The sequence below is a fragment of the Cloacibacterium sp. Arc13 genome, assembly GCF_041431305.1.
Classification (GTDB): Bacteria; Bacteroidota; Bacteroidia; order Flavobacteriales; family Weeksellaceae; genus Cloacibacterium; species Cloacibacterium caeni_B.
The window spans coordinates 27,382-53,328 of the sequence record NZ_JASMRM010000014.1 but is presented as its reverse complement, the minus strand read 5'-3'; the positions used below and the strand labels follow the sequence as shown (position 1 = coordinate 53,328).

Genomic DNA, 25,947 nt, shown 5'->3' with positions numbered 1-25,947 from the left:
TTTAACTTCTCTCCACAATTTCAATTTCTTCTTCCGTCAATCCATAAAGTTCATACACCATTTGGTCTATTTCTTTGTCTGTTGTATTTACTCTAGACTGGCATTCTAACGCTTTCTTTTGTTCTTGCAAGAAATAATCTTCCCATTCTGCTTTTTGGGAAAGCGTGAGATTGAGTTTTGCTTTTGCCAATTCTTTTAAGAACTCTGCAAAAGAAAGTTCATACCAATTTTGTAATTTTTTGGAAAATGTTTCCAGAGAAAATTCTCTTTGCAGATTTCTTTGGAATTTATCTGAAATCTCCTGCAACTCTTTATTTAAAGAAAGCATTTGGTCTGCTTTTTCTATGAAAGGTTGTTGGCTTTCTAAAGAGATTTCTTTGATTGGAATATTAAATAAATTTTGAGTTGAAATCGCATTTGTTAGAGAAGATTCGTTTGTGAACTTTTTCAAATAATAAAATTTAATTAGTTCAGAGTTTAAAATTGACAACAAGTATTTCAAATCTATTTTTGAATTATCTTTTTTAGTAATTGCATAAGTAGTTCCTAAATTATAATATTTTTCATTGTCATATGTTATAATGAAATGAATATTAATCATTTGCATAACTAATTTTTCATTTGAAAGAAAAATATTTTCATCTCTTGCTCTTAATAATTCATCTCTTTTATATAAGATGTATTCATTTTCAAATAATTTAGAGTATCTTTTAATATCCTTTCCTCTAATTGCTTTCTTGTAAAAATCATTTTCACAATTAAAACTTAAATATTTTTTATCATTTCCTGTAACAATTCCATTATTTATCTGAACAAAATTTTCTAGAATTTTTGAATTATTTTCAATTTTATCCAATAATTTTCTATCATAATTTGTTGCATAAATACCAAAAATAAATTCATAAGAATTTTTAAAAGAACTTTGATTCTGTTCATTTTCAAGAAATTTATTGTTGAGATTGAAAAATTCAATTTTTATTTTATCATCAGCTATATTTCCTTTTTTTAAAACAAATGTTGCTGTTTCAGCAACAACATCTTGAAATTGTCCTGCTCCCCAATCAGTCAAAAGTAAAATATCATAATTATTTAGAATATATTCTCTAATTGCAGTATAACTGTTTGTTTTGAATATATTTTTGTGAAAAATAAAACTTGTTAAACCACTAATTTTAAGTATTTTACTATTGAGTTCAATAAATAATGCAATTAAATTTAATTTTGTAGTTTTAAATTTATCAGTTCCTGATTTTTTAAATGAATTTGGATAAATAGTATATAAATAATAAAGAGTATTCTTGTCAAATCCTCTATTATCAACATACGGCGGATTTCCAATCACCACATCAAAACCACCTTTTGCAAAAATCTGCGGGAATTCTTTTTCCCAATTAAACGCTTTGTTTCCTGCAATTTCGGGGTTGTCAATCAGAGAGTTTCCGCATTTTATATTGTTGCTTAAATCGTTTAGTTTTCTATTGGGTTCTGCGGTTCTTAACCAAAGAGAAAGTTTGGCTATTTCTACAGATTCTTCATTTAAGTCCACCCCAAAAAGATTGTTTTCTAAAATACTTTCAGAATGATAAGTAAACGCAATAGAGGAGCCTGTAAGTTTGGCTTCTAATTCGTCTATATATTTATGTTCTTCAATCAAGAAATTAAGAGCTTCGTTCAGGAAAGCACCACTTCCACAAGCTGGGTCTATAATGGTGATTTGGTGCAGCCAAGTTCTGTAATCTTCTAATTTTTGTAGAAGTGCTAACTTGGTTTTTTGTTGGCGTTTTTTATCTGTAAAATAGTCTTCTTCTACAATTCCTAATTCTACTTTCTTTTCTTCGCAAAGTTTGCCAACTGTATTTTCTACAATGTATTTGGTAATATATTTCGGGGTGTAGAAAACGCCATCTTTTTTCCTTTTGGTTTTAGATTTGTCTATTTCTTGCCCTTCTATTTGTGCTTTTATTTCATCAATTTCATTGAGAGAATTTTCAAAAATATGCCCTAAAATATTCACATCTACTTCACTGGCAAAATCATACTCTGCCAATTTATAAGTGTGATTATAGAGTAAAGTATCATCAATAGTGATATTATCTAAAATTTCATCAGGCTTAAACAAACCGCCATTATAGGCAAAAACATCAAATTGCTTCCCTTTAAAACCTGTATTGAGATAGCCAAAATATTTTTTGAATCTATCATAAAGTGGAACATATTCATCTAAATCTTTCAGCTTATTCCATTGTTCTAAAATTAATCTTACCGAATTGGGAGGGAGTAAACCTCTATCTTCTCCAAAGAAGAGGAACAAAAGCCTGTCTAATAATTTCTGGGATTTTTTGAAAAGTTCTAATTGGTCAAAATCAGGGTTTTGCTGGGTAAGATTCTGAAACAATTCTCTTTTGAAAACCGAATAATCTTTGTAAAGTTTTTTGGTGATTTCGTCTTCTTTACTTACCGATTCATTTTTAATCTTGGCAGGAATATCTGCCGAAATATTTTCAAAAGCCAAACACAAATACAAGAGTTCAAATTGCTCTTTGGTCAATTCAAACAAATTGAATTCTAAATGTTCAATAGCATTATCTATGTAAAAACGTAATTTCTCAAAATTAGAAGTAATCACATATTTACAATCTGGCTGATTGTTTTTATACCCAAAAGCTTGTGTTTCTACTTTGCCTAAATCTGTGGTGTCAGTTCCTTTTAGTTCTATAATGGCGAGAACTTTATCATTAATGATAATTGCACCATCTGCTTTTTTGCTGTCTTTTACGTTTTTATATTCTGTGGTAAGATTAAAATTGGGTGTTGGATTTTTGGTATATCCCAAAACATTAACAAACAAATCAATGAGAAACTCTCCTTGATATTGTTCTTCTTTAGAGTTTCTGATATTTTCTTGGATTTCAGCATTATGAAAATGCTTACAAAACAAATCCCATTTATTATTAAGATTTTCTTGGTTTTGTGTTTTGAGATATTTGTTGATTATTGTTTTTTGGAATAGTGACATACTGTAATTTTCAAACTATAAATTTAATGATTTATTCTAATGTAGAAATAGTCCATTTATCTCTGTCTATATCAGACAAGTTGGCTTCAAATCTTTCTTTTTGGATAGCAACACAAAGTAAATGTGTAGGTCTGGAAAAACCTACATAAGCCATTTTAGTTGACTGAATATGTTGAGCTCTTTGGTCTGAAAAATTTTGATATTTAAATTGACTTGCCAATCTTTGAGATTCATAATTACCATTACCTTTACCATAAAAAGTTTCCAAATAAAGTGTTGCCAAGTGTGTTTCACCTTTTGCAGAATGTATTGTTCCTACTTCAATATCAAATCCGTGAAAATTGAGAATATTCTCTTTGGTCAAATTTTCTCTTATTTCTTCATTTTCAATATTTTGGGATTGATTTTGAATAAAGTTTCTTGAATGATTTACTCTTAACTCAAAAATGTTTAAAAATTCTGTTGAATAAGTTTTTATAGAATTATAAACTTCGATAAACTTATTTCTAATAATATCAATACTCCACTGATAAAGATGTTTTTTAAAAACCAAATATTCTGTTTCGTTCTTCTCTTTTATATAATTTAAAAGTGATAATTTAGTGTGATATAAGCCTTCTAATCTTAAAATTTTAACAAGTGCATTGAGTATATTATTTCTAATTGCAGTCAATGTAGAACTTTCCTTATTATATTTTACCAAATAAGAATCTAAATTTTCATAATCTATCTTTGTCTTTGTTTTAACTAATGTAAAAGAATCGTAATAATCTGCTATTTTATAATGGTTGATATTATTTGAACTTTTTGACCAACCAATAGCCTTTATCTTACTTGAATTTTTAATTTCAATTACACCAGAAGAAATGTAGTTATTGACTATTTCAGAAAATTTTGGTATTACATCTTTAATTTTATCTGTACTATAAACTATCATATGTGGCTTCAAATCACAATTTTCATTTTTCCCTTCAATAGCAAAAGTTTCACCAGTTTTTAGAGCAAAACAATTTACAAGTTCGGCAATTTTTGGTGTAAGTCTTTTACTTCCTTTAATGGCTAATAATTGATTCTCTCCTTCACGTAAATTCCAAATTGAATTATGATGTACTTCGTTACTGAAAATAGCTTGATTTATATCGCCAATCCTTTGAATAATAGATGTGCTATTACCATTGTCATAAAATATATTTTCAATTAAATCATATTGATGAGTTTCCAAATCTTGCGTTTCATCAATAAAAATGTATTGAAATCTTCTTTGCAGTATATTTTTTATTTTTGGAAATTTTGACAAAAATATGTTTGCTAAAAAATAAGCATCGTCATAATGTAATATCCCATCAGACAGTGTATCCAATTTAGCCTTTTTTAACCATTGTCTTATCCTATTTTTTTCATTATTAGAAAAATCAACCCAATTTCTACTATTTCTTCTGGGTTTTGTTATAGTTAATTCTTCTTTATTTAATCCTTTTGTTATTTTTAAAATACCATTTATATATTCAAATCTATAGTTTTTCAAAATGCCTTCATTAGAACGAATGAAATATTTTGCATTTTTGTTTTCATCAAATGAAAAACCCTTAAGATTTCTTGTTAAAAATTTTTCTATTGTGTCATCATAAATTTCATTATCAATTCTTATAACTTTCTTATTATAATGATTTTCGTAATATGGAATAGCAAGAAATTGGTCAACAAAACTCTGAACCGTACCTATAAAATTGGGATAAGAAAATAGTTTAGGGCAATGAATGCCAATATTATTTTTAATCTCATCTACCGCTGTATTAGTATGAGATAAAATAAGAACTCCTCTATTGTTGTTGAGAGGTAACCTTTTTTCTAATATTAAAAGTTTCGCAAGTAAAGCAGTTGTTTTACCACTACCAGGAACAGCTTGTAAATCTATCGTTTCAAAATTTTTAATAAATCTTCTTCGTTCAGCATCAAAACTTTTTCCAACTGGAAGTAAAATTCTTTCAGTTTCAATAATTTCATCAAGATTAATATTTAAAAGATTACTTTCAGCAGTTGCAGGCATATTTTATTGCATTAATTAGATATTCAATAGGATTGTTTTCTACCATTATTTGATTAATATCATTAATATCATTTTCTAAAAATTTTGAAAAGTATAATGATATTATAGATTTTGAAGTTTTTTTATTTTCTATAAAATCATACATAATTTGAAATGCAATTTCTTCATTAGATTTGTTCATTGAGAACACCTCCCATTTTCTTTCAAAATCTAATTCCGAAATATCTCTTATTTTCATTTTTGTTGGTTTTAAACCAGAATAACTATCTGCTCTAAGTTCTTCATTGGATTGAATAATTGCTTTATATAAGGTTTTTCTTAAAATAGGATGCAATGCGATACAATATTCCAAAGTCCAAGCGCTACTTATAAAAACTTTTACAAATTGATTTTCAATTCCCTTTTTTTTAATTTCAAGATACTCATCTACATTAAATTCACTAATAATTTTTTTTTCTTTCCTTTTATTCTGTGGTATATTGTATTTAGTAGAATACTCCTGAGGTCTTAAATCTAAATCCGTGATAACACTAACAGGTATTTCTAAAAATGGTCTTTTAACTCTCTGAAATATTTTTGAATATCTTAAAAATGAAGTATTTCCAATTGATATTACTGATACTCCAGCTTCAGTTAAATCTTTATCTATTACATAGAATCTTTTTAAAATTTTTGTAAGTGATGGAATTATTATTTCTTCTGAAATGCCTTCAACGAATATCACTCCTTTAGAAAAAAATAAATTTGATTTAGTAACATCTAAAAATCTTTCAAGATAAGGATAATCAGTTGTTTTAAGTTTTGTATAATTTCTGCCTAGAGGAAAAGCATTACTTTTTGAACAAATTATCAAGTTTTCTAATTTTACTTTTGAAGCAAGATTTGGGCTATGAGTTGTTAAAATTAATTGTATGTTTTCTTGATTTTGTAAAGATTCAATGACTTGCATTTGAGCTTGAGGATGTAAATGAGCTTCTAATTCTTCAATCAACCCTAATCTCAATCCTTCGTAATTTCTTTTGTTTAAATGCAATAGTTCAGAAGCCATAAACAATCGGTTTAGTGTACCCAATCCAATGTTTTTCTCGTCCTTTATTAATAATTCAAGTTTTTCAAGTATATTTTTGAGGTTTGCTTCAACAACTTTTATATCAGTTTCTTTTGAATTATCATAAAATGACTTTAAATATTTATCTATTTCAGATTTTAATTCTTTGCCCTTTTGGTCTTCCTCTGAAAGTAGTGCATCATTATTGTCTTTACCTTCAAAATATTTTTTGATGTCTTCATTGAATTTTTTGAATAACTCAACTAAAAGATGAGTGTCATTTTGACCTTTAAAGGCTTCGTGTTCTTGAAAAATTTGAGCTAACCTTGAGTTTTTTTTAGGAATAAGTTCATTTTTTGCATCTCTTAAAGGCTTCAAATATGTTACTTTCAAGAAATCCCTTGCTTCGGATGTAAGAATTGTACCTTCATTGGTTGAACCTGCTTTTACATCTGTTGAAATTATTCTTTCCTGATTTTTAGTAGCTTCAAAAAATATTTTTAATGTAGGCTGAGCATTTTCCCCATTTCCATTCCAAGTAAGCCATTCTGTAAAATGTTTTGCCTCATCATCATTTAATTCTTCAAATAAAATTTCTATTCTGAATTTATTAGAATTATCAAAAAAATCATCATGTTCAATTTTTATCCATTCATAAGCATGAGTTTTAAGAACAATTTTTATAGCATCAATTATAGCTGTTTTTCCAGAATCGTTTTCACCTATAAGCACATTTAATCCTTTAGTGAAATTTAAACTTAAATTGGGTTTATTAATATCATATTCTCCATTATCCCCAAACTTTCTAAAATTCCATAGCTTAATGTTTTTCAGGTACATTGTGTTTTTAATTTTTAAAATTAGTAAAAATTTTCCTAAAAAATTTTTTTTTGACATCATTTATTTTTGAGTAAGCCCCCCGCAACTAAACCCCCTCACTTGTATTGGGGGAACAACTCCCCGCCACCTTTTGATGTAATTTGGAAATTTTCGGCAGTATTTATATTCAAGGTGATAGTTGCAATATTCTTACAGAAAACATTCTGATTCCTGGTTGTAATGTTCTAACTCAAAAATTCAAAACAATGGTAACAATTATCAACTACAAAGAAAGACAAAAAGAAGACGGAACTTCCTTCTATGTTTTAGAATTTCAAGGAGGTATTGAAATGATTAAAAACAAAAAAACATTTCATATCTTTGCTATAGTGCAAAGTAAAAGGGAAGCATCAATTTTACAATACTTTTTAATTTGTTGCACTTATGTTGTACTTATGAAATAAAAAAAGCCTAAAAACTATTTGTTTAAAGGCTTTACGGAAAATTTACTTTAACCTTGTCAAAGATTAATTTTAAATTATAAGAGCTTTGACAAAGTACCTTTCATTTTTACTTTTTATTGCTAAAAAGCGATAGATTTGAGTTTCAAACCTGCGTTTTCGGGAAACCCGAAAGATATATTCATGTTATGAATAGCTTGTCCTGAAGCGCCTTTCAAGAGATTATCAATTGCAGAATGAACTACTGCAAAATCTCCGTTTTTTTCAATATTAATCAGGCACTTATTGGTATTGACTACTTGTTTCAGATTGATTTCTTTTCTTGAAACCGTGGTGAAAATTTGCCCTTCGTAGAATTTTTCATACAATTCAAACAATTCTTCTAAAGAAAATGAAGTTTTAAATGTAGAACTCACAAAAATTCCTCTTGCAAAATCTCCTCTCCAAGGAACAAATTGAACTGAAAACGGCACTTTGCTCAACTCTTTTAGTTGAAAATTTATCTCGCCTAAATGCTGATGCGTTAAAGTCTTATACGCCGAAATATTATTTTGTCTCCAACTGAAATGCGTGGTTTCAGAAAGTGATTTTCCAGCGCCAGTTGCGCCTGTAATTCCTGTTGTATAAATTTCCGAAACTTCTTGAGCTTGAAGAATCGGGATAATTCCCAACTGAATTGCAGTAGCGAAACAACCAGGATTGGCAATGAGTTTTGCGCCTTTCAATTGAGCAGAATTAAGTTCTGGAAGTCCATAAACAAAAGAATTCCCTTGATAAGTATCTCCAATTCTGAAATCATTTCCTAAATCTATGACAACTGCATTTCCTACGTTATTATTTTCGAGCCAAATTTTACTTTCTTTATGTGGTAAAGCCAGAAAAAGAACATCTGCATCAGTAGAATTATCAATAAATTCTAAATCTATTTCTCCGATTAAATCTTGATGCAAATCGGTTACTTTTTTACCCACGTTAGAATAGCTCGTCACAAACGAAAGTTCTGCATTCGGATGATTGAGCAACAAACGAATCAGTTCGCCACCAGTGTAACCAGTACCACCAATAATTCCTGCTTTAATCATTATTTTCAGCGTTTACTTGATGATAAATTGATAAATAATTGGTATAAATTTTAGAAAAACCTTTCACGTCTTCACCGCTCCAAGATTTATTCATTTCACCATAACTTCCGAATTTAGAAGTCATTAAGTCGTATTTAGATTCAATTCCGTTCAGTTCAAAACGATAAGGAAGAAGCGTGACAAACACTTTGCCCGTAACATTTTTCTGGGAACTTTCCATTAATTTTTCAATATCTCTCATCACAGGATCTAAGAAAAGAGCTTCGTGAAGCCAAGTTCCGTACCAATCTGCCATTTGAGATTTAATCATCAATTGATATTTAGAAAGTACATGTTTTTCTAGCAAATGATGAGCCTTTAAAGTTAAAATAGCACCAGCTGCTTCGAAACCTACTCTGCCTTTAATCCCAATAATCGTATCACCAACGTGAGTATCTCTACCAATCGCAAATTCAGAAGCAATTTCATTCAATTTAACAATCGCTTCTGAAGGATGAGAAAATTTTTGATCATTGATTTTAATTAAATGTCCTTTTTCAAATTCTAAAGTCAATTTTTCAGGATTTTGCTTCTTTAATTGAGAAGGATAAGCTTCTTCTGGCAAATTGCTATGAGAAGTAAGTGTTTCTTTTCCGCCAACCGAAGTTCCCCAAAGTCCTTGATTGATAGAATATACTGATTTGGTATAATCACCAGAAAAACCTTTATCTGTTAAGTATTGAATTTCCGCCTCACGAGAAAGTTTCAAATCACGAATTGGCGTGATGATTTCCATTTGCGGACAAACGATATTAAAAATCCCATCAAAACGAACTTGGTCGTTTCCAGCGCCTGTACTTCCATGAGCGATGGCTGTTGCACCAATTTTAAGCGCATATTCTGCCAAAGATTTTGCTTGAATGGTACGTTCTGCACTTACAGAAAGCGGATAGGTATTATTTTTTAAAACATTTCCGAAGACCAGATACTGAATACAAGAATCATAATATTCTTTCACTACATCTAGACATGTAAAAGTTTTAGCACCTAGCAAAATTGCTTTTTGCTCTAATTTTTTGACTTCCTCTTCATTAAAACCACCTGTATTTACCGTAACTGCATGAACTTCGTAGCCTAAATCTTGCTGCAAATAAACTGCGCAAAAAGATGTATCTAAACCTCCGCTAAATGCTAAAACAACTTTTTTCATCTCTATTAATAATTTTGCATATAGTAACTTAAATCTCTTTTATTTTTTTCTTTGGGTGGAACGAATAACATTCCTGTGCAGAGACAATTTTTTCTGCCTTTGCTTTGTAAAATAGAATAATTGACACAACTTTGGCAACCATCCCAGAACTGATCATCTTGAGTAAGTTCCGAAAAAGGAACTGGATGATAACCCAACCTTGAATTAATTTTCATTACCGCCAAACCTGTAGTAATACCAAATAATTTAGCGTTTGGATATTTTTCTCTGGTCACATTAAACACAGATTCTTTTATTCTACTTGCTAAACCAATATTTCTATACCTTGGCGAAACAATCAATCCCGAATTAGAAGCATAGTCACCATTGGTCCATGTTTCGATATAGCAGAATCCTGCCCAAATTCCATTATGCGTGATTGCGATAACCGCATCGCCTTTTTCCATCTTCTCCTTAATATATTCTGGAGATCTTTTGGCGATACCTGTTCCTCTAATTTTGGCAGACTCTTCCATTTCTTTTACAATCTCGTCTGCAAAACAAAAATCATCAGCGGTTGTTTTTCTAATGATAAATTCCATTTAAATAAATAGTTTAGAGTGCAAATATACAAATAAAGTTCAAATAAAAGATTTTTTATCTTTATTTTTAAATAATTAAAAGATAATTTATTGTTAAATTAATATTATTTGACATTTTTTATTTGTTTAAGCGTTAACACTTTAATATGAAACCATTGATTATTAAGATTTTACAAAACAAGACAATCTACAAACAAAAAAAAATCGCTAAAAATGAATTTAGCGATTTAAAATATCTGTAAAAATTACTTTTATCTTACATGTAGCTTTCTATTGGCTCACAAGTACAAACCAAATTTCTATCTCCGAAAGCTTCATCTACTCTAGATACAGAAGCAAAGAACTTATGTTCTCTCACCCATTCTAGCGGATAAGCTGCTTTTTCACGAGAATATGGTTTATCCCAAGCATCTGAAATCACCACTTGTTCTGTATGCGGAGCATTTTTTAATACATTATTATGAGCATCTGCTTTTCCTTCTGCAATTTCTTCAATTTCTGCTTTGATAGCAATTAAAGCTTCAGCAAATCTGTCTAATTCTGCTTTAGATTCTGATTCTGTAGGCTCAATCATTAACGTACCAGCAACTGGGAACGAAACGGTAGGAGCATGGAAACCATAATCCATCAAACGTTTTGCAACATCTGCCACCTCAATTCCTAGAGGTTTAAACTGACGGAAATCTACAATACATTCGTGAGCTACTCTGCCTTTTTTATTCGCATATAAAATTGGGAAATGCTCACCTAAAACTTCTTTTAAATAATTCGCATTGATAATTGCAAATTCTGTAGAATTTCTCAATCCAACCGCTCCTAACATTTTAATATAAGCATAAGAAATATTAAGAACCAACGAAGAACCATAAGGTGCAGAAGAAATAGCATCTATTCCCTGACTTCCACCTGTTGGAATATTAGGATTTTGAGGCAAGAAAGACACTAAATGTTTTGCTACACAAATTGGTCCAACTCCTGGTCCACCTCCACCGTGAGGAATTGCAAAAGTTTTGTGAAGATTTAAGTGACAAACATCTGCACCAATATTACCTGGTGAAGTGAAGCCAACTTGAGCATTCATATTTGCACCATCCATGTAAACTTGACCACCATTTTCGTGGATTAAGTCTGTAATTTCTTTCACGTTATCATCAAAGAAACCATAAGTAGATGGATACGTAATCATGAAAGCAGATAAATTATCTTTATGCTCTTCCACTTTAGCTTTTAAATCTTCGAAATCTATTTGTCCGTCTTCTAGATTTTTCACCACCACTACTTTAAGACCTGCAATTACCGCAGAAGCAGGATTGGTTCCATGAGCAGATTGAGGAATTAAACAAATATTTCTATGACCTTGACCGATAGATTTTTGATATGCTCTAATTACCATCAAACCAGCATATTCACCTTGAGCTCCAGAATTTGGTTGAAGTGAAGTTGCCGCAAAACCAGTAATCGTAGCCAAATCTTTTTCTAAAGTTTTGATTAATTTCTGATAACCTTCAGCTTGATTAACTGGCACAAAAGGATGAATTGCGCCCCAATGTTCCCAAGAAAGTGGAATCATTTCTGTAGCTGCATTCAGTTTCATGGTACAAGAACCTAGAGAAATCATAGAATGCGTGAGTGATAAATCCTTTCTTTCGAGACGCTTAATGTAACGCATCAATTCTGTCTCAGTATGATATTTATTGAAAACTTCTTCTTTTAAGATCTCGTCTTTTCTCAATAAATTTTCTGGAAGTGTAGAAACGGCTTTTGGTTCTAATTTGAAACCTTGTTTTTGCTTGAATTGTGCAAAAGCTGCCACTACTTTATCAATTTTTTCGGTAGTTGTAGTTTCATTGATAGAAATACTTACAAAACCTTCTGTAAAATAATTTAAATTGATTTTATGATCTAGCATTAATCTCTTTAACTTATCTTTTTCTTCTTCAGACATACTGATTTTAACCGTATCAAAAACTGGCTCTTTCACCGTATCATATCCTAAAGCAGATAGCGCATCTCTTAGAGCATTGGTTTTATAATGAATTTGGTCTGCAATATATTCTAAACCAGCTTTACCATGATAAACAGCATACATAGAAGCCATTACCGCCAATAAAACTTGAGCTGTACAAATGTTAGAAGTCGCTTTCTCACGCTTAATGTGCTGCTCTCTGGTTTGCAAAGCCATTCTCAAAGCACGTTTTCCGTATGCATCTTGAGTCACCCCAATAATTCTTCCCGGAATATCACGTTTATATTCTTCTTTACAAGCAAAAAACGCAGCGTGAGGACCACCATAACCTAATGGAATACCAAATCTCTGCGTAGTTCCTACTGCACAATCAGCTCCCATTTCTGCAGGTGATTTTAATTTTACTAGAGCAAGTGGATCACAAGCAACTACTACTTGAAGATTTAACGCCTTATAGTTTGAAATTAACCCCGTATAATCAATCACAACACCATTTTTACCAGGATATTGTAAAATAGCTCCGAAAAATTCTGTATTAAGCTCAAAATTTTCATGATTACCAACAATTATATCTATTCCTAAACCATCAGCTTTGGTTTTAAGAACCGCAATAGTTTGAGGTAAAACCAAATCAGAAACAAAAAACTTATTGGCTTCTGCTTTTTTCTGGTCTTTCGTTCTGTTTGAAAAGAACATACTCATGGCTTCAGAAGCTGCAGTTCCCTCATCTAATAGAGAAGCATTCGCTAAATGAAAACCAGTAAGATTGGTAATTAATGTTTGGTAATTCAATAACGCTTCTAATCTACCTTGTGCAATTTCTGCTTGATAAGGTGTATAAGCGGTGTACCAACTAGGATTTTCTAAAATATTTCTCTGGATAACACTTGGCAAAATACTGTTATGATAACCAAAACCAATGTAAGTATCATAATCTAGATTTTTAGCAGCCAACTCTTTAGAATGCTGAAGCATTTCGTACTCAGATAAAGGAGCAGAAATATCTAATTCATTTTCTAATCGGATTGCATCTGGAATAGTTTGAGAAATTAATTCTTCTACAGAAGAAACGCCAATTTTTTGTAACATAGCGTTCTTATCAGCTTCATTGAAGTTGATGTGACTGTTCACAAATTGCTGTGTGTTCATAAAAATTTTAGGTATTATTTTTACTTTTTGTAAGTTTCGTAAAAATAAGGATTTTTTTATGAATGGTAAAATTCTATTTGTCTATAAAAACTATTGACGAAAAACCAAGTACAGAGCTATCGCTAAAAGAATAATAGCCAATAACTTATAATAAAAACGAGCGTTAACCTCTTCCTTTTTTTGCGGTGTAGTTGTAGAATTTTGAGCAGGAACATCCTCTTTTATAGAAGTTTTCATTTCCCCAGAAACTTCGGTGATGGTAATTCCTTGAACTACTGTTTTGTGTAATAAAGTATTGGTAGCATGCAGAATAATCTGAAACTTACCTTCTTTATCAAACTCCTTGATTCTAAATTTTCTATCGCCTTGAGACTTTTCTAAACCAAAAGGTGTGATTTTCACCAAATCCGCATCATAGGTTTGCCAATGAATGGTAATTTCGTCGCCTTTTTGTGCTCGGATTTTATCTGCGTGAAAGTTTTTAATTTTTGGAGGAAGCATTGATTTTTGACTTCTTTGGAAACTTCCAAATCGCTGGTCGTAAACTTTTCTAGATTCTTCATCCATCAAAGTTTCATACGCTTCTTTTATTTCTCTGAAGCGCTCTGTAAAAAACTCATCATTTTCGTTTTTATCAGGGTGATATTTCAGCGAAAGTTTACGATACGCTTTTTTAATGTCTTCGGAAGAAGCATTCGGTTTTATTCCTAGAAAATAGTAGTAGTCTTTCAATGGATTGATGATTGAGGAGCAAAAATAGAAAAATAAGTTTTTATGAAAAAGGAAACCGCTAAGAGTTTCCTTCTGTATAATTTTTAAATTGATTGAGAATGCTTTGCCATCCTTGTTCTTGCATTTCCAAAGCATTAATCATTTCTGGTTCGAAACGTTTGAAAACCTCAGTAGTATTTTCATCTACTTTATGAAAAAACACTTCTACTTTCCTGCCGTCTTCTATATGATATTCAATTTTCTGAAACGGAATAATCTCTGTATACGTTCCATGAAAAACAAAACTTGCCGACTTGTCTTTGGCAGCCATAGTGTAGAAAAATTCTCCCCCAATTTCTAAGTTGTTTTCAGCTTTCGGACAGTGCCAACTTTCGTGTGCAAAATTCCAATTCACAATATGTTCAGCTTCGGTAAAAAACGCCCAAACCTTTTCTATTGGCGCATTGATGGTGACATTTACAATAAGTGGTTCCATTTCCATTTATTTTAAATTAAAAAAAGCGCACTAAAAAGTGCGCTTACACAAAAAATTTAAATTTATTTTACAGCTTCTAAAGCTGCTGCATAATTAGGCTCTTGAGCTATTTCTGGAACTTGCTCAGTATATTTTACAATTCCGTTTTCATCTAAAACCACTACTGCTCTACTTAACAAACCTTTAAGCGGAGAGTCAGCAATCGTTAAACCATAAGTCTCGCCAAAATTTCCTCTGAAGTCAGAAAGATTCATTACATTTTGAAGTCCTTCTGAAGCACAAAATCTTCCTAAAGCGAATGGTAAATCTTTAGAAACATTTACCACAACTGTATTATCTAAAGCAGATGCTTCTTCATTAAATTTTCTAGCAGAAGCAGCGCAAACTCCTGTATCGATACTCGGGAAAATATTAAGTACTACTTTTTTACCAGCAAAATCAGATAATGTTTTTTCTGATAAATCTTCTGCAACCAATGTAAAATCTGGTGCTACAGTTCCTAGTTCTGGTAAATTTCCTGAAGTGTGAATTTCGTTTCCTTGTAATGTAATATTTGCCATTTTTTTATTTTTTATACTTTGTCAAAGATATAGTTTTTACCCATAATAAATAAAAGGAATTATAAATTTATGTATTTCATATTTTCTATAAAAATCACTAAATTTGCTAACTTCTTAATTTTAAACAATTAAAAACTCAGAAATATAATGTCTAACAATTCAACAATCATCTATACGTATACAGATGAAGCGCCAATGTTGGCAACTCACTCATTATTACCAATCATTCAAAAATATGCTTCTACTGCTGGAATTAATGTAGAATCTAGAGACATTTCTTTGGCTGGAAGAATTTTGGCAAATTTCCCAGAATATTTAACAGAAGAACAAAAAACTGCAGACGCACTTGCAGAATTAGGAGAATTAGCGACTAAACCAGAAGCTAACATCATTAAATTACCCAATATTTCTGCTTCTGTTCCGCAACTAGAAGAAGCGATTGCAGAATTACAAAAACACGGTTATGCAGTACCTAATTATCCTGCCGAACCAAAAACTGAAGAAGAAACTGCTATCAATAAAAAATATGCTAAAGTTTTAGGAAGTGCAGTAAATCCTGTTTTAAGAGAAGGAAACTCAGACAGAAGAGCGCCTAAAGCTGTTAAAAATTACGCAAAAGCAAATCCTCACAGAATGGGGGCTTGGACTGCAGATTCTAAAACTTCTGTTGCTCACATGAATAATGGAGATTTCTACGGTACTGAAAACTCTACCACTGTAGAAAACGAATGCAAATACAGAATTGTATTCTACGGAAATGATGGTTCATCTAAAGTTTTGAAAGATTTTGCTCCTTTAAAAGCTGGTGAAGTTATCGATTCTTCTGTGATGAATATTTCTGCACTAAAATCTTTTGTAAAAGAAGCCATCAACGAAGCTAAAGAAAAAAACGTATTGCTTTCTGCACACTTGAAAGCTACGATGATGAAGGTTTCTGACCCAATTATCTTCGGAGCTGTAGTTGAAACTTATTTTGCTGATGTTTTTGAAAAATATGCTGCAACTTTCAATGAATTAGACATTAATCCTAACTTTGGTTTAGCTACCCTTTTCGAAAAAATTGCTGGTCATACTCAAGAAGCTGAAATTAAAGCAGATATTGAAAAAACGATTGAAAACGGACCAAGAATTGCGATGGTAAATTCTGATAAAGGCATTACCAATTTCCATGTTTCTTCAGATGTAATTGTAGATGCTTCTATGGCTGCTTTAGTAAGAGGTGGCGGTAAAATGTGGAACAAAGAAGGAAAAGAAGAAGATACCGTTTGTATTATTCCAGATAGAACTTACGCTGGTTTCTATGATGCAATAGTAGAAGAAATGAAACAAAACGGCGCAATAGACCCAACTACTTTCGGAACGGTTCCAAACGTAGGTTTAATGGCTCAAAAAGCTGAAGAATACGGTTCTCACGATAAAACTTTCCAAATTTCTGGAGAAGGAACGGTAAAAATTGAAAACGAAAACGGAACTACCCTTTTAGAACAAAACGTTCAGAATGGTGATATTTTCAGAATGTGCCAAACCAAAGACGCTCCAATCCAAGACTGGGTAAAACTAGCGGTAAATAGAGCGAGACTTTCTAACACTCCCGCTATTTTCTGGTTAGACAAAGGAAGAGCTCACGATGCACAAATCATCAAAAAAGTAGAAAAATATCTTCAAAATTACGATTTAACGGGTCTTGACATCAGAATTATGGATGTAAAAGATGCGATGCTTGAAACTTTAAAAAGAGGTAGAGAAGGCAAAGACACAATTTCTGTTTCTGGAAACGTTTTAAGAGACTATTTAACCGATATGTTCCCAATTTTAGAGCTTGGAACTTCTGCAAAAATGCTTTCTATCGTTCCATTGATGAACGGTGGTGGTTTATTTGAAACTGGAGCTGGTGGTTCTGCGCCAAAACACATTCAACAATTCTTAGAAGAAGGTTATTTAAGATGGGATTCTCTAGGTGAATTCTTAGCCTTACAAGCGAGTTTAGAGCACCTTTCTCAGACTCAAAACAATCCTAAAGCGCAAGTTCTAGCAGATGCTCTTGATGAAGCGAATGCTAAATTCTTAGCAACAGATAAATCTCCTGCAAGAAAAGTGGGCGGAATAGACAACAGAGGTTCTCACTTCTACCTGGCTATGTATTGGGCTGAAGCTTTGGCAAATCAAACTGCAGATGCTGAATTAGCAGCTACTTTTGCTCCAATTGCTCAATCAATGCAAGAAAACGAAGCAAAAATTAACGAAGAATTGATTGGAGCGCAAGGAAAATCACAAGACATCGGTGGTTATTACCAACCAGATTCTACGAAAACCTATGCAGCCATGAGAGCTTCTGCTACATTAAATGCAATTGTAGATTCTTTATAAAATTCTAAAATTTAGATTTTAAATCATAAAAAAACCTCCCGAAAATTTCGGGAGGTTTTTATTTTAAACAGTTGCGGCTGTAGTTGCTGCGCTTCCGTCATCTTGAGAACTAAAATAATTGACTACATGAATAATACTAAGCAAAGTAAGCTCATCTAATTCTTCTTCTAAAGCAATTTCATAGTGGAATTTAAAATCTTTCCATTTAAAATTTCTTTTCAGATGAAAGTACACTTTTTCGTTTTCGTCTTTCATGACCAAAATATTGCTGTACCATTTTTCTTTTTTGATGATGAAATGTTTTTCGCCATCTTGTAAACTGGTCATGATGATATTTCCTTTCCAATCCATTTTAAATTTCAGTAAAACCCTTTCATATTCGGTAACTTCTACGGAAGTTGTCCAAAAACCTTTGGTATCAGTTTTAAAAATTTTTGAACCGATATGAATTTCCGCCTTGGTAGAATACCATTTTGGATAGATTAATTCACCTAAAATTTCTTGATTTTCGTTTTCAAGAATAAAATTTCTAGAATTTTGTGATGTTGCGGTGTAGGTTTTCATGTTAATTCTTTTAAAACATTTTCTATTTTCTTAATATATTTTCCGTAATAATTTTCAAACCACCATACACCAATTCCTATAACTAAAGCTACTATTGAAAAGAAGACAATAAACGGAGCATAGTGCATTATAAGATCTTCATATTTAAAAAAATCATGTTTACCTAAAAACAAAAATAACATCCCCATAAAAAAAGGAATACTACTCACATAGTAAGACTGATATAATTCTTTTAAAGTTCTTAATTCAAACTTAATCTCTAATAAATTATTTAATGTATCAATTGAATAATCTTTTGTTTTTATATAAAATAGATAAAACTTAAAAGTGAAAAAAAATATTATAAAAAAAAACACCATCATCATTGTCCATCTTAAAAAAGGATTTTCACTAAAAACTTTTGAAAGAGGAATCAGTAAAATTAGACTAAAAATATTTAACCATATTTCCATTTTCATATTCTTCCTAATCTTCTGGAGTGGATTGTTTATTTTATGCTGATGTTCTAGCGAAATTTCCGGTGTAGAAACTTCTTCGTTTTGCCATTGTTCTTGTAATTTATCAAAATTCATAGCCGTAATTTTTAATAATTTGTTGTAATTTTTCTTTGGTTCGGTTGAGTTTTACACGTGCGTTAACTTCTGTAATCCCAAGATTGGTGGCGATTTCTTTATGACTTTGGCCTTCTAGAAATAAAAAAATCAGCGCTTTTTCTACAGGATTGAGTTCATGAACTGCTTTATAAAAAAATTCTAATTGTGTTTCTTTTTCGTTAGAATTTTCGTCTTGTACGTCTATATTTTCGGTTAAATAAGCATTATCGGTTTTCTTTTTTTCTTTGTTAAGAAAAGTAAGTGCTGTATTGATGCTTACTCTGTATAGCCATGTAGAAAACTGACTTTTGCCTTCGAAATTTTGATAAGATTTCCAGAGTTGAAAAATGATTTCTTGAAACAAATCTTCTCTATCTTCCTTACCATCTACGTACATTTTAGAAATTTTGAAAATCATTCCTTTATGACTTTCTATTTTTTCTAAAAATTCTGATTCTAAAGTTTTCATTAATTAGCGTTTCTATGGAGTTAGTAAAGAAGTTGTAAAAATGTTACAAAAAAAAATTACTACCAATGTACTAAAATAAAAAAACGGGCAATATTGCCCGTTTAAATAGTAATAAAAAACAAAAAAATTTATTTCAAATCAAATCTATCTGCATTCATGACCTTCGTCCAAACTTTGATGAAATCATTTACGAATTTCTCTTTGTTGTCATCTTGCGCATATACTTCTGCATAAGATCTTAAGATAGAATTAGAGCCAAACACTAAATCTACTCTTGTTGCAGTGAATTTAGTAGCGCCAGATTTTCTATCTACAATATTGTATAGATTTTCTGCAACTGGCTCCCATTTGAAGTTCATGTCTGTAAGATTTACAAAGAAATCATTGGTCAAAACTCCTACTTTATCGGTAAATACACCATGCTGAGTTCCTCCGTAATTGGTTCCTAAAACTCTCATACCACCAATTAACACCGTCATTTCTGGAGCAGTAAGACCAAGTAATTGAGTTTTATCTAGCATCAGTTCTTCTGGAGTTACTACGTAGTCTTTTTTCAACCAGTTTCTGTATGCGTCATGTAAAGGTTCTAGCTCTTCGAAAGATTCTACATCTGTTTGTTCTTGTGTAGCATCTCCTCTTCCTGCTGCAAATGGAACTTTTACATCAAAACCTGCATCTTTAGCTGCTTGTTCTACTGCTGCACTTCCTCCAAGAACGATTAAATCTGCAATGCTTACTTTTTTATCTAAAGTTGACTGAATTTCTGTAAGTTTATTTAAGACTTTTTCTAATCTTGCCGGTTCGTTTCCTTCCCAGTTTTTCATAGGCTCTAGTCTAATTCTAGCACCATTTGCACCACCTCTGAAATCAGAACCACGGAAAGTTCTCGCAGAATCCCAAGCTGTATTGATGAGTTCTGTTCTGGTTAATCCAGAATTTAGAAGTTTAGTTTTTAATTCTTCGATTTCAGCATCAGAAAGCGTGTAATCTACTGTAGGAATTGGGTCTTGCCAAATTAAATCTTCGGCAGGAACATCTGCTCCTAAGTATCTAGATTTAGGACCTAAATCTCTGTGGGTTAATTTAAACCAAGCTCTTGCAAATACTTCTTGGAAATATGCTGGATCTTGGTGGAATTTCTCAGAAATTTTTCTGTATTCTGGGTCTACTTTTAGCGCCATATCCGCATCTGTCATCATAGGATTTCTACGAACATTAGGATTATGTGCATCTAGTGGTTTATCTTCCTCAGCAATGTTTACTGGTTCATATTGCCAAGCTCCAGCTGAACTCTTGGTTAATTGCCAATCATATTTTAACAATAATTCAAAATACTCATTGTCAAATCTTGTAGGATGAGTAGTCCAAGCTCCTTCAATGCCAGAAGTTACCGTATTACCAGCTGCACCTTTAGGATTCATCCATCCAAAACCTTGATTTTCTACTCCTCCTTCTTCTGGATCTGGGCCTAATGTAGAAGCATCACCGTTTCCGTGAGCTTTTCCTACAGTATGACCACCTGCTGTAAGTGCTACCGTTTCCTCGTCATTCATTGCCATTCTCTTGAATGTAATTCGCATATCTCTAGCAGTTTTCAATGGATCTGGATTACCATCTACTCCTTCTGGATTTACATAAATTAATCCCATCATTACCGCTGCTAAAGGATTTTCTAAATATCTTTCTCCAGAATAACGGCTTCCTTCGCTACCAGTTGGCGCTAACCATTCTTTTTCGCTTCCCCAATAAATATCTTTTTCTGGATGCCAAATATCTTCTCTACCACCTGCAAATCCAAAGGTTTTAAGTCCCATTGATTCATAAGCCATGTTTCCTGCTAGAATCATAAGATCTGCCCAAGAAAGCTTGTTTCCGTATTTTCTTTTGATTGGCCAAAGCAATCTTCTTGCTTTGTCTAAGTTAGCATTATCAGGCCAAGAATTAAGCGGTGCAAAACGTTGATTTCCTGTATTCGCTCCACCTCTTCCATCTGCAACTCTATACGTTCCAGCAGAATGCCAAGCCATTCTAATCATTAAACCACCATAGTGTCCCCAATCTGCAGGCCACCAATCTTGGCTTTCGGTCATTAAATTTTTTAAATCTTTTTTTACGGCTTCTAAATCTAATTTTTTAAATTCTTCCGCATAGTTGAATTCTTCTCCTAGAGGATTGGTTTTCTTGTCATGCTGATGAAGAATATCAAGATTTAAAGCTTTAGGCCACCAACTCATTACTGATTGGTCACTGCCTGTATTTGCGCCATGCATTACAGGGCATTTCCCTGAATTCCCCAATGACATTCCTGCCACTGGAATTGGGTTTTCTTCATTTTTACTGTGAATAGTTTCTCCTTGATGAGGGTTGTTTTCTTTTGGTAATTCATGATGTGGAAATGGACATTTCCCTTGCTCTGATGTACTCATATTGATTATTTTTTGTCAAAATTAAAAGTTTAATGGTCTTGTAAAGTATAATTTCAATTCATTAAAAAAATTCGAGTTATAGATTTTGACAATCAAAAATAAAATTTCAATAAATTATAACTATTGATAATCTTTTTAAAAAATCTTATTTTTGAACAAATAAATTTATGAAAAAAATTGCATTCCTCCTCTTAATTTTAACTCTAAATTCTTGTATTTCAGTAAAAAAGTACAATGAACGCCTTGAAAAGCCCATTTCCAGCGAAAAGCTAAAACAAGATATAGATTACGCCTATCTAAAACTTCAGAAACTTCACCCTACTCTATATACTTATATTCCCAAAGAGACATTAGATTATAAATTTGACAGTCTTAAAAACACGATTCAACAACCATTAAAGCCATTAGAATTTTATTTTAAACTCGCGCCTGTTGTTGCTGAAGTGAGACAAGGCCATTTAAGATTGGTTCCGCCAGAGAAAAAAATTACCAAGAAGGAAATTAAAAAACTCAAAGAACAAAAAGGACTTCTGGGAAGGTTATCTTATTATGTAGAAAACGACAAACTTTATATAAAAGACAACCCAGAAAAAGTAGCTAATATCAAAAACGGTTCAGAAATCATTGCCATTAACAATATAAAAACCGAAAAACTACTAAAAAAATACGAACCACTTATCACCAGTGATGGTTATAACACCACCTATCAAAAATATTCGATGGCGAAAAGATTTCCTACTTTTTTCACTGTAGAATATGGAATTATGGACAGTGTGAAAATAGATTTAAAATCCGAAAACACCCTTGACCAAAAAATAGTTACCCGAGAAAAAAAATCAAAAGAAGATAAAAAGAAGGAAAAAACCGATAAAAAACCTACAGAAGAAAAGAAAACCAAAGACTACAATCCTGTGACCAAAAGTTTCAATAGAAATTTGAAATTTTTAGAAAAAGACAGCAGTGTAGCGTACATCAAAATCAAAACATTCTCAGGAACTTATTCTCAAAAATTTTACCGAGAAACTTTTCGAGAAATCAAAAAGGCCAAATCTAAGTACCTCATCTTAGACATCAGAGATAATTTGGGTGGTTCTCTTGCAGAAATCACGAATTTATACAGCTATTTGACAAAGGATAAGTTCAGATTCATCAATGATTTAGAAGTAGCCAATAGAACTTCCATTACTCATGCGGATTATTTCTCACACTTTCCGAATTATTTGAAACCGATTGCAGCAATTGGATATTTGGATTATAAATTAACCAGTTTATTGATGGTTCGTCACAAAAACGACAAATATTATCTAAAATCTCAGAACATTTTCACCCCGAAAAAGCCTAAAAAAGATGCTTTCGAAGGGGAAATTTATGTTCTCATCAACGGAAGCAGTTTTTCTGCATCTTCTATAATTTCTGCAAAATTAAAAAACGACAAGCGCGCCATGATTATAGGAGAAGAAACTGGTGGCGCCAATGATGGAACAGTTGCTGGAATATACAGTACTCAAAAACTGCCAAATTCTAAACTAAAATTGCCAATTGGTCTGTTTTTGGTTCAGCCCAATATAGAATTTACTCATACTATGAAAGGAGTTACTCCAGATGTAGAAATAAAACCTACTTTTCATCAAATTCTGGAACGAAAAGATGTAGAATTAGAATGGATTCTGAAAGATATTCAAAACAAAAAAACTTCTCTGCAATAGAGAAGTTTTTCTTTTTATGATTAAAATTCAAATATAAATCCGAAATAAGGAAGTGGCATATTTCGATCAGACTCTCCTACATCTAACAAATAATACTGTTGATCTTGTGGAGCATTAGGATTGGCAATAATTCCGTTATCCGAAGCATCTCTTTGCAGATTTACCACTGGCAAATTGCTGGCGTTTTTAGAGCCATATACATTCACTACATCCATATAAAATGTGAATTGCCATTTACTGAAAATCCATTTTTTCTCTGCTCTTATATCTAATTGATGCGCTACGTTTCCTCTCAAAGTATTTAATTGTGCAAAATTAGAAACTGGACCATTGGCAATGTTCCAAATATTAACCAAAGCACTTCTGTTTAAATCATAAGGCGTTTCTGGCAAACCAGATTGCAATCTAAATCTTGCACCTACATTCCAATTTCTATTAAAATATTTCCCTGTAGTTAAAGAAAGAATGTGTCTAGAATCCCAACTAGAAGGCAATAAATCTCCATTAGCATTAGAAAATTTAGAATTTCCGAAAGTATAGGCTACAATTCCGTAGAAATTGTTTAAAGTTCTTTTTTGAGCTAAAATTTCAAAACCGTAGGTTTCTCCAAAACCTCTAGAATCAACAGGCTCGTTTCCTACCACTCCGAAACCTCCACCTAAATTCGCTAGAGAAATCTGGTTTCTGAGTGAGAAAGGATAGTTTTTATATTTTTTATAGTAACCTTCTACGGTAATTCTTAAATTGTCTTTTCCATTAAATTCTAAACCACCCACTAAATGTGCATTTCTGATGTATTTTAAAGTATTTTCATTCACCAAAGCATCATTCAGTTTTAGTCCTAAACTCGTGTAAGCTGGAAGTTGATAGAAAATTCCTGTATTGAAATTAAACGCCCAATTTTCTGCAAATTTATAATTCAATGAAAATCTTGGAGAAAACTGTTCTAAAGGATTATCCGTTAAATCTGAGTAGTTGCTTGCATCTAATCTCGCACCTAGTGAAACTTGAACTTTATTTTCTAGAAATTTCTTCGCAGTTTGTAGATACAATCCATACTGAACAATGTTTAATTCAGAGTTAATTACATCATAATCTACCGAATTTTGATTGACTTGTTTCACGGTAGAATCATTGGTATACTTTGCGAAATTAATATTGGTTCCCGCACTGAATTGATAATCATTCCAACTGAAATTTCTGTCAATTCTCAATTTGTTTTCGGCTTCTCTAGACTGATAATTGTACAATAAATTATCCGGAGTTTCTATATTTCTGTAATATTTAATCGCTTGGTTATCCAGCATATTTCTACTCAAAGTAAATAACCAGTTTCCGTTTTCCACCAAATGTCTGTAACCAGCTCCAATCGTATAATTCCACTGTGGCGAATTCGGCAATCTGTCTATCAAAGTTAGATTATAAAGTGTTTTTTTAGCATCAAAATTATATTCAAATTGGTCTTTTGCTCCTAAACCTATGAAATACAATTCGTTACCAGATTTATATTTTTTAGACACTTTAAATGTTGCATCATAATAACTTGGTAAAAAAGGCAAACCAATTCCTTTAAAAAGCAACTGAAGATTAGATTTTCTTACAGAAAAAAGTCCGCTCCATGATTGGTCCTTGCTCAGCGGTCCATCCATCATCAATTGTAAATCATCCAGACCTACAATCGCTTTGTAGCCGAGTTTATCTTTTCTGGCTTGTTTTAAATTAAACTCAAAAAGCGAAGACAAAACCCCATTTCTCTTAGCAGGAAAAGCACCGCTGTAAAAATCTACATCTTTGATGAAGTCGACAGTGATAATTCCTCTTGGCCCACCACTTGCTCCTTGCGTTTGGAAGTGATTTATCACCGGAACTTCTATTCCATCGATATAAAATTTATTTTCTGCAGAACTTCCTCCACGGATAAAAAGGTCATTTCTGAAAGTTGCTGTACTTCCCACTCCTGGAAAACTTAAAATTGCTTTAGAAACATCACGGTTAGAACCTGCATTTTTTTGCACTTCTTCACTCGTAATATTTCTAAGGGAAATTGGGGATTCTGCTGAGGTTTTGTACACTTTTTTGGTAATCGTTACTTCTTTAATCTGAGTAGCGACTTTATTCAGCCCGATAGAAAAAGTAAGATTCTGATTAGGAACTACGTTGATATCATTCAAAAAGCCATCATCATAACCTTCTGCAGAAATTCGAAAATTATAGTTTCCTGAAGGAATTTCTGGAATTAAAACGCTTCCATTCCCAATGAAAATTTCATCTTTACCTCCTTGAATAGAAATGGTAGCCGAAAGTGGCTTTTTAGAAAATTCATCAAAAACCGAGATTGTAACACTTCCTACCTGTGCCAAAACTACTGTGGTCACTAATAAAAGTAAACTGGTAATTAATTTTTTATGCATCAAAATATATTTTTAGCAAAAATAAAACATTTGTTTAGAAAATACGATAAGAAATAGAAATGACGCTTTCTATAAGCGTCATTTCTCCTTAAAAACAACCATTATAAAAACTATGAAATTATGGAAGAATGACCTTGTCAATCACATGAATAATTCCATTAGAGCAAAATCAACTTGAGTACTATTTATAAGTAAATAAATAAATAAATAAATTTATTTAATCATTAAAAGCATTAAATTTCTCTTCAAAAATAGTAAATTAATTATCTAATTAAATATTTTTGGT

Annotated in this window: 18 protein-coding genes; 3 read left to right on the top strand and 15 right to left on the bottom strand. The window is 31.8% G+C overall.

The features are described 5' to 3' along the window. Position 1 precedes the first annotated feature (1 nt). The 3 genes from QO190_RS10465 to QO190_RS10455 are packed head-to-tail and all read right to left on the bottom strand — an operon-like array spanning position 2 to position 7,008. Positions 2-3,016, bottom strand: a complete 3,015-nt coding sequence (locus QO190_RS10465; RefSeq protein WP_371463320.1) for an Eco57I restriction-modification methylase domain-containing protein — start codon at positions 3,014-3,016, stop codon at positions 2-4. 31 nt (positions 3,017-3,047) lie between these two features. Next, entirely contained in the window at positions 3,048-5,063 is a 2,016-nt protein-coding gene (locus tag QO190_RS10460; protein WP_371463322.1) for a UvrD-helicase domain-containing protein, read from the bottom strand. Continuing rightward, on the bottom strand, positions 5,047-7,008 hold the full coding sequence (locus QO190_RS10455; protein WP_371463324.1) for an ATP-dependent endonuclease: 1,962 nt from the start codon (positions 7,006-7,008) through the stop codon (positions 5,047-5,049). The genes QO190_RS10460 and QO190_RS10455 overlap by 17 nt, the downstream gene beginning before the upstream one ends. Positions 7,009-7,196: 188 nt before the next feature. Here QO190_RS10455 and QO190_RS10450 point away from each other — a divergent pair, with 188 nt between their 5' ends. Further along, the gene (locus tag QO190_RS10450; protein ID WP_371463326.1) at positions 7,197-7,394 is read left to right on the top strand and encodes a hypothetical protein; all 198 of its coding nucleotides are present in this window, start codon (positions 7,197-7,199) and stop codon (positions 7,392-7,394) included. A 119-nt stretch (positions 7,395-7,513) separates the two neighbouring features. Here QO190_RS10450 and argC read toward each other — a convergent pair whose 3' ends face one another. The 7 genes from argC to tpx form a co-directional block, all read right to left on the bottom strand. Next, on the bottom strand, positions 7,514-8,473 hold the full coding sequence (gene argC, locus QO190_RS10445; protein ID WP_371461692.1) for an N-acetyl-gamma-glutamyl-phosphate reductase: 960 nt from the start codon (positions 8,471-8,473) through the stop codon (positions 7,514-7,516). Then, a complete protein-coding gene (gene argG, locus QO190_RS10440; protein WP_371461690.1) occupies positions 8,466-9,662 on the bottom strand; it encodes an argininosuccinate synthase in 1,197 nt (398 codons plus the stop codon). The genes argC and argG overlap by 8 nt, the downstream gene beginning before the upstream one ends. Positions 9,663-9,667: 5 nt before the next feature. Further along, positions 9,668-10,243, bottom strand: a complete 576-nt coding sequence (locus QO190_RS10435) for a GNAT family N-acetyltransferase (protein ID WP_274779031.1) — start codon at positions 10,241-10,243, stop codon at positions 9,668-9,670. Positions 10,244-10,499: 256 nt separating this feature from the next. Then, positions 10,500-13,358, bottom strand: coding sequence for an aminomethyl-transferring glycine dehydrogenase (gene gcvP, locus QO190_RS10430; RefSeq protein WP_371461688.1), 2,859 nt, complete (start codon positions 13,356-13,358; stop codon positions 10,500-10,502). A gap of 90 nt (positions 13,359-13,448) precedes the next feature. Continuing rightward, positions 13,449-14,090: a J domain-containing protein gene (locus tag QO190_RS10425; RefSeq protein WP_371461686.1), complete on the bottom strand. Its 642-nt coding sequence runs from the start codon at positions 14,088-14,090 to the stop codon at positions 13,449-13,451. Positions 14,091-14,148: 58 nt separating this feature from the next. Then, positions 14,149-14,565, bottom strand: a complete 417-nt coding sequence (locus QO190_RS10420; RefSeq protein WP_371461684.1) for an SRPBCC domain-containing protein — start codon at positions 14,563-14,565, stop codon at positions 14,149-14,151. A gap of 62 nt (positions 14,566-14,627) precedes the next feature. Continuing rightward, a complete protein-coding gene (gene tpx, locus QO190_RS10415) occupies positions 14,628-15,125 on the bottom strand; it encodes a thiol peroxidase (protein WP_371461683.1) in 498 nt (165 codons plus the stop codon). A gap of 147 nt (positions 15,126-15,272) precedes the next feature. Between tpx and QO190_RS10410 the strand changes: the two genes are divergently transcribed. Further along, positions 15,273-17,492: an NADP-dependent isocitrate dehydrogenase gene (locus tag QO190_RS10410; protein ID WP_371461681.1), complete on the top strand. Its 2,220-nt coding sequence runs from the start codon at positions 15,273-15,275 to the stop codon at positions 17,490-17,492. 63 nt (positions 17,493-17,555) lie between these two features. Here the strand turns inward: QO190_RS10410 and QO190_RS10405 are convergent, their stop codons facing one another. The 4 genes from QO190_RS10405 to katG form a co-directional block, all read right to left on the bottom strand. Continuing rightward, positions 17,556-18,056, bottom strand: a complete 501-nt coding sequence (locus tag QO190_RS10405; RefSeq protein ID WP_371461680.1) for a hypothetical protein — start codon at positions 18,054-18,056, stop codon at positions 17,556-17,558. Continuing rightward, positions 18,053-18,628, bottom strand: a complete 576-nt coding sequence (locus QO190_RS10400; RefSeq protein ID WP_371461678.1) for a hypothetical protein — start codon at positions 18,626-18,628, stop codon at positions 18,053-18,055. The genes QO190_RS10405 and QO190_RS10400 overlap by 4 nt, the downstream gene beginning before the upstream one ends. Next, positions 18,618-19,118, bottom strand: coding sequence for an RNA polymerase sigma factor (locus tag QO190_RS10395; protein WP_371461676.1), 501 nt, complete (start codon positions 19,116-19,118; stop codon positions 18,618-18,620). The genes QO190_RS10400 and QO190_RS10395 overlap by 11 nt, the downstream gene beginning before the upstream one ends. Positions 19,119-19,246: 128 nt before the next feature. After that, the gene (katG, locus tag QO190_RS10390; protein WP_371461830.1) at positions 19,247-21,421 is read right to left on the bottom strand and encodes a catalase/peroxidase HPI; all 2,175 of its coding nucleotides are present in this window, start codon (positions 21,419-21,421) and stop codon (positions 19,247-19,249) included. 290 nt (positions 21,422-21,711) lie between these two features. Between katG and QO190_RS10385 the strand changes: the two genes are divergently transcribed. Next, positions 21,712-23,250 carry a S41 family peptidase gene (locus QO190_RS10385; protein ID WP_371461674.1) on the top strand — a complete coding sequence of 513 codons (1,539 nt, stop codon included), beginning with the start codon at positions 21,712-21,714 and terminating at the stop codon, positions 23,248-23,250. A gap of 20 nt (positions 23,251-23,270) precedes the next feature. On the opposite strand, the gene QO190_RS10380 is transcribed toward QO190_RS10385, so the two are convergent. After that, positions 23,271-25,661, bottom strand: coding sequence for a TonB-dependent receptor domain-containing protein (locus tag QO190_RS10380; RefSeq protein WP_371461673.1), 2,391 nt, complete (start codon positions 25,659-25,661; stop codon positions 23,271-23,273). Between the last annotated feature and the right edge of the window lie 286 nt (positions 25,662-25,947).

Bases quoted from the DNA above. Each gene is read 5' to 3' on its own strand.
- argC (WP_371461692.1), bottom strand. From the start codon at position 8,473: ATGATTAAAGCAGGAATTATTGGTGGTACTGGTTACACTGGTGGCGAA.
- QO190_RS10385 (WP_371461674.1), top strand. From the start codon at position 21,712: ATGAAAAAAATTGCATTCCTCCTCTTAATTTTAACTCTAAATTCTTGT.
- QO190_RS10450 (WP_371463326.1), top strand. From the start codon at position 7,197: ATGGTAACAATTATCAACTACAAAGAAAGACAAAAAGAAGACGGAACT.
- QO190_RS10395 (WP_371461676.1), bottom strand. From the start codon at position 19,118: ATGAAAACTTTAGAATCAGAATTTTTAGAAAAAATAGAAAGTCATAAA.
- gcvP (WP_371461688.1), bottom strand. From the start codon at position 13,358: ATGAACACACAGCAATTTGTGAACAGTCACATCAACTTCAATGAAGCT.
- QO190_RS10460 (WP_371463322.1), bottom strand. From the start codon at position 5,063: ATGCCTGCAACTGCTGAAAGTAATCTTTTAAATATTAATCTTGATGAA.
- QO190_RS10380 (WP_371461673.1), bottom strand. From the start codon at position 25,661: ATGCATAAAAAATTAATTACCAGTTTACTTTTATTAGTGACCACAGTA.
- QO190_RS10410 (WP_371461681.1), top strand. From the start codon at position 15,273: ATGTCTAACAATTCAACAATCATCTATACGTATACAGATGAAGCGCCA.
- argG (WP_371461690.1), bottom strand. From the start codon at position 9,662: ATGAAAAAAGTTGTTTTAGCATTTAGCGGAGGTTTAGATACATCTTTT.
- QO190_RS10435 (WP_274779031.1), bottom strand. From the start codon at position 10,243: ATGGAATTTATCATTAGAAAAACAACCGCTGATGATTTTTGTTTTGCA.
- QO190_RS10465 (WP_371463320.1), bottom strand. From the start codon at position 3,016: ATGTCACTATTCCAAAAAACAATAATCAACAAATATCTCAAAACACAA.
- katG (WP_371461830.1), bottom strand. From the start codon at position 21,421: ATGTCATTGGGGAATTCAGGGAAATGCCCTGTAATGCATGGCGCAAAT.
- QO190_RS10405 (WP_371461680.1), bottom strand. From the start codon at position 18,056: ATGAAAACCTACACCGCAACATCACAAAATTCTAGAAATTTTATTCTT.
- QO190_RS10400 (WP_371461678.1), bottom strand. From the start codon at position 18,628: ATGAATTTTGATAAATTACAAGAACAATGGCAAAACGAAGAAGTTTCT.
- tpx (WP_371461683.1), bottom strand. From the start codon at position 15,125: ATGGCAAATATTACATTACAAGGAAACGAAATTCACACTTCAGGAAAT.
- QO190_RS10420 (WP_371461684.1), bottom strand. From the start codon at position 14,565: ATGGAACCACTTATTGTAAATGTCACCATCAATGCGCCAATAGAAAAG.
- QO190_RS10455 (WP_371463324.1), bottom strand. From the start codon at position 7,008: ATGTCAAAAAAAAATTTTTTAGGAAAATTTTTACTAATTTTAAAAATT.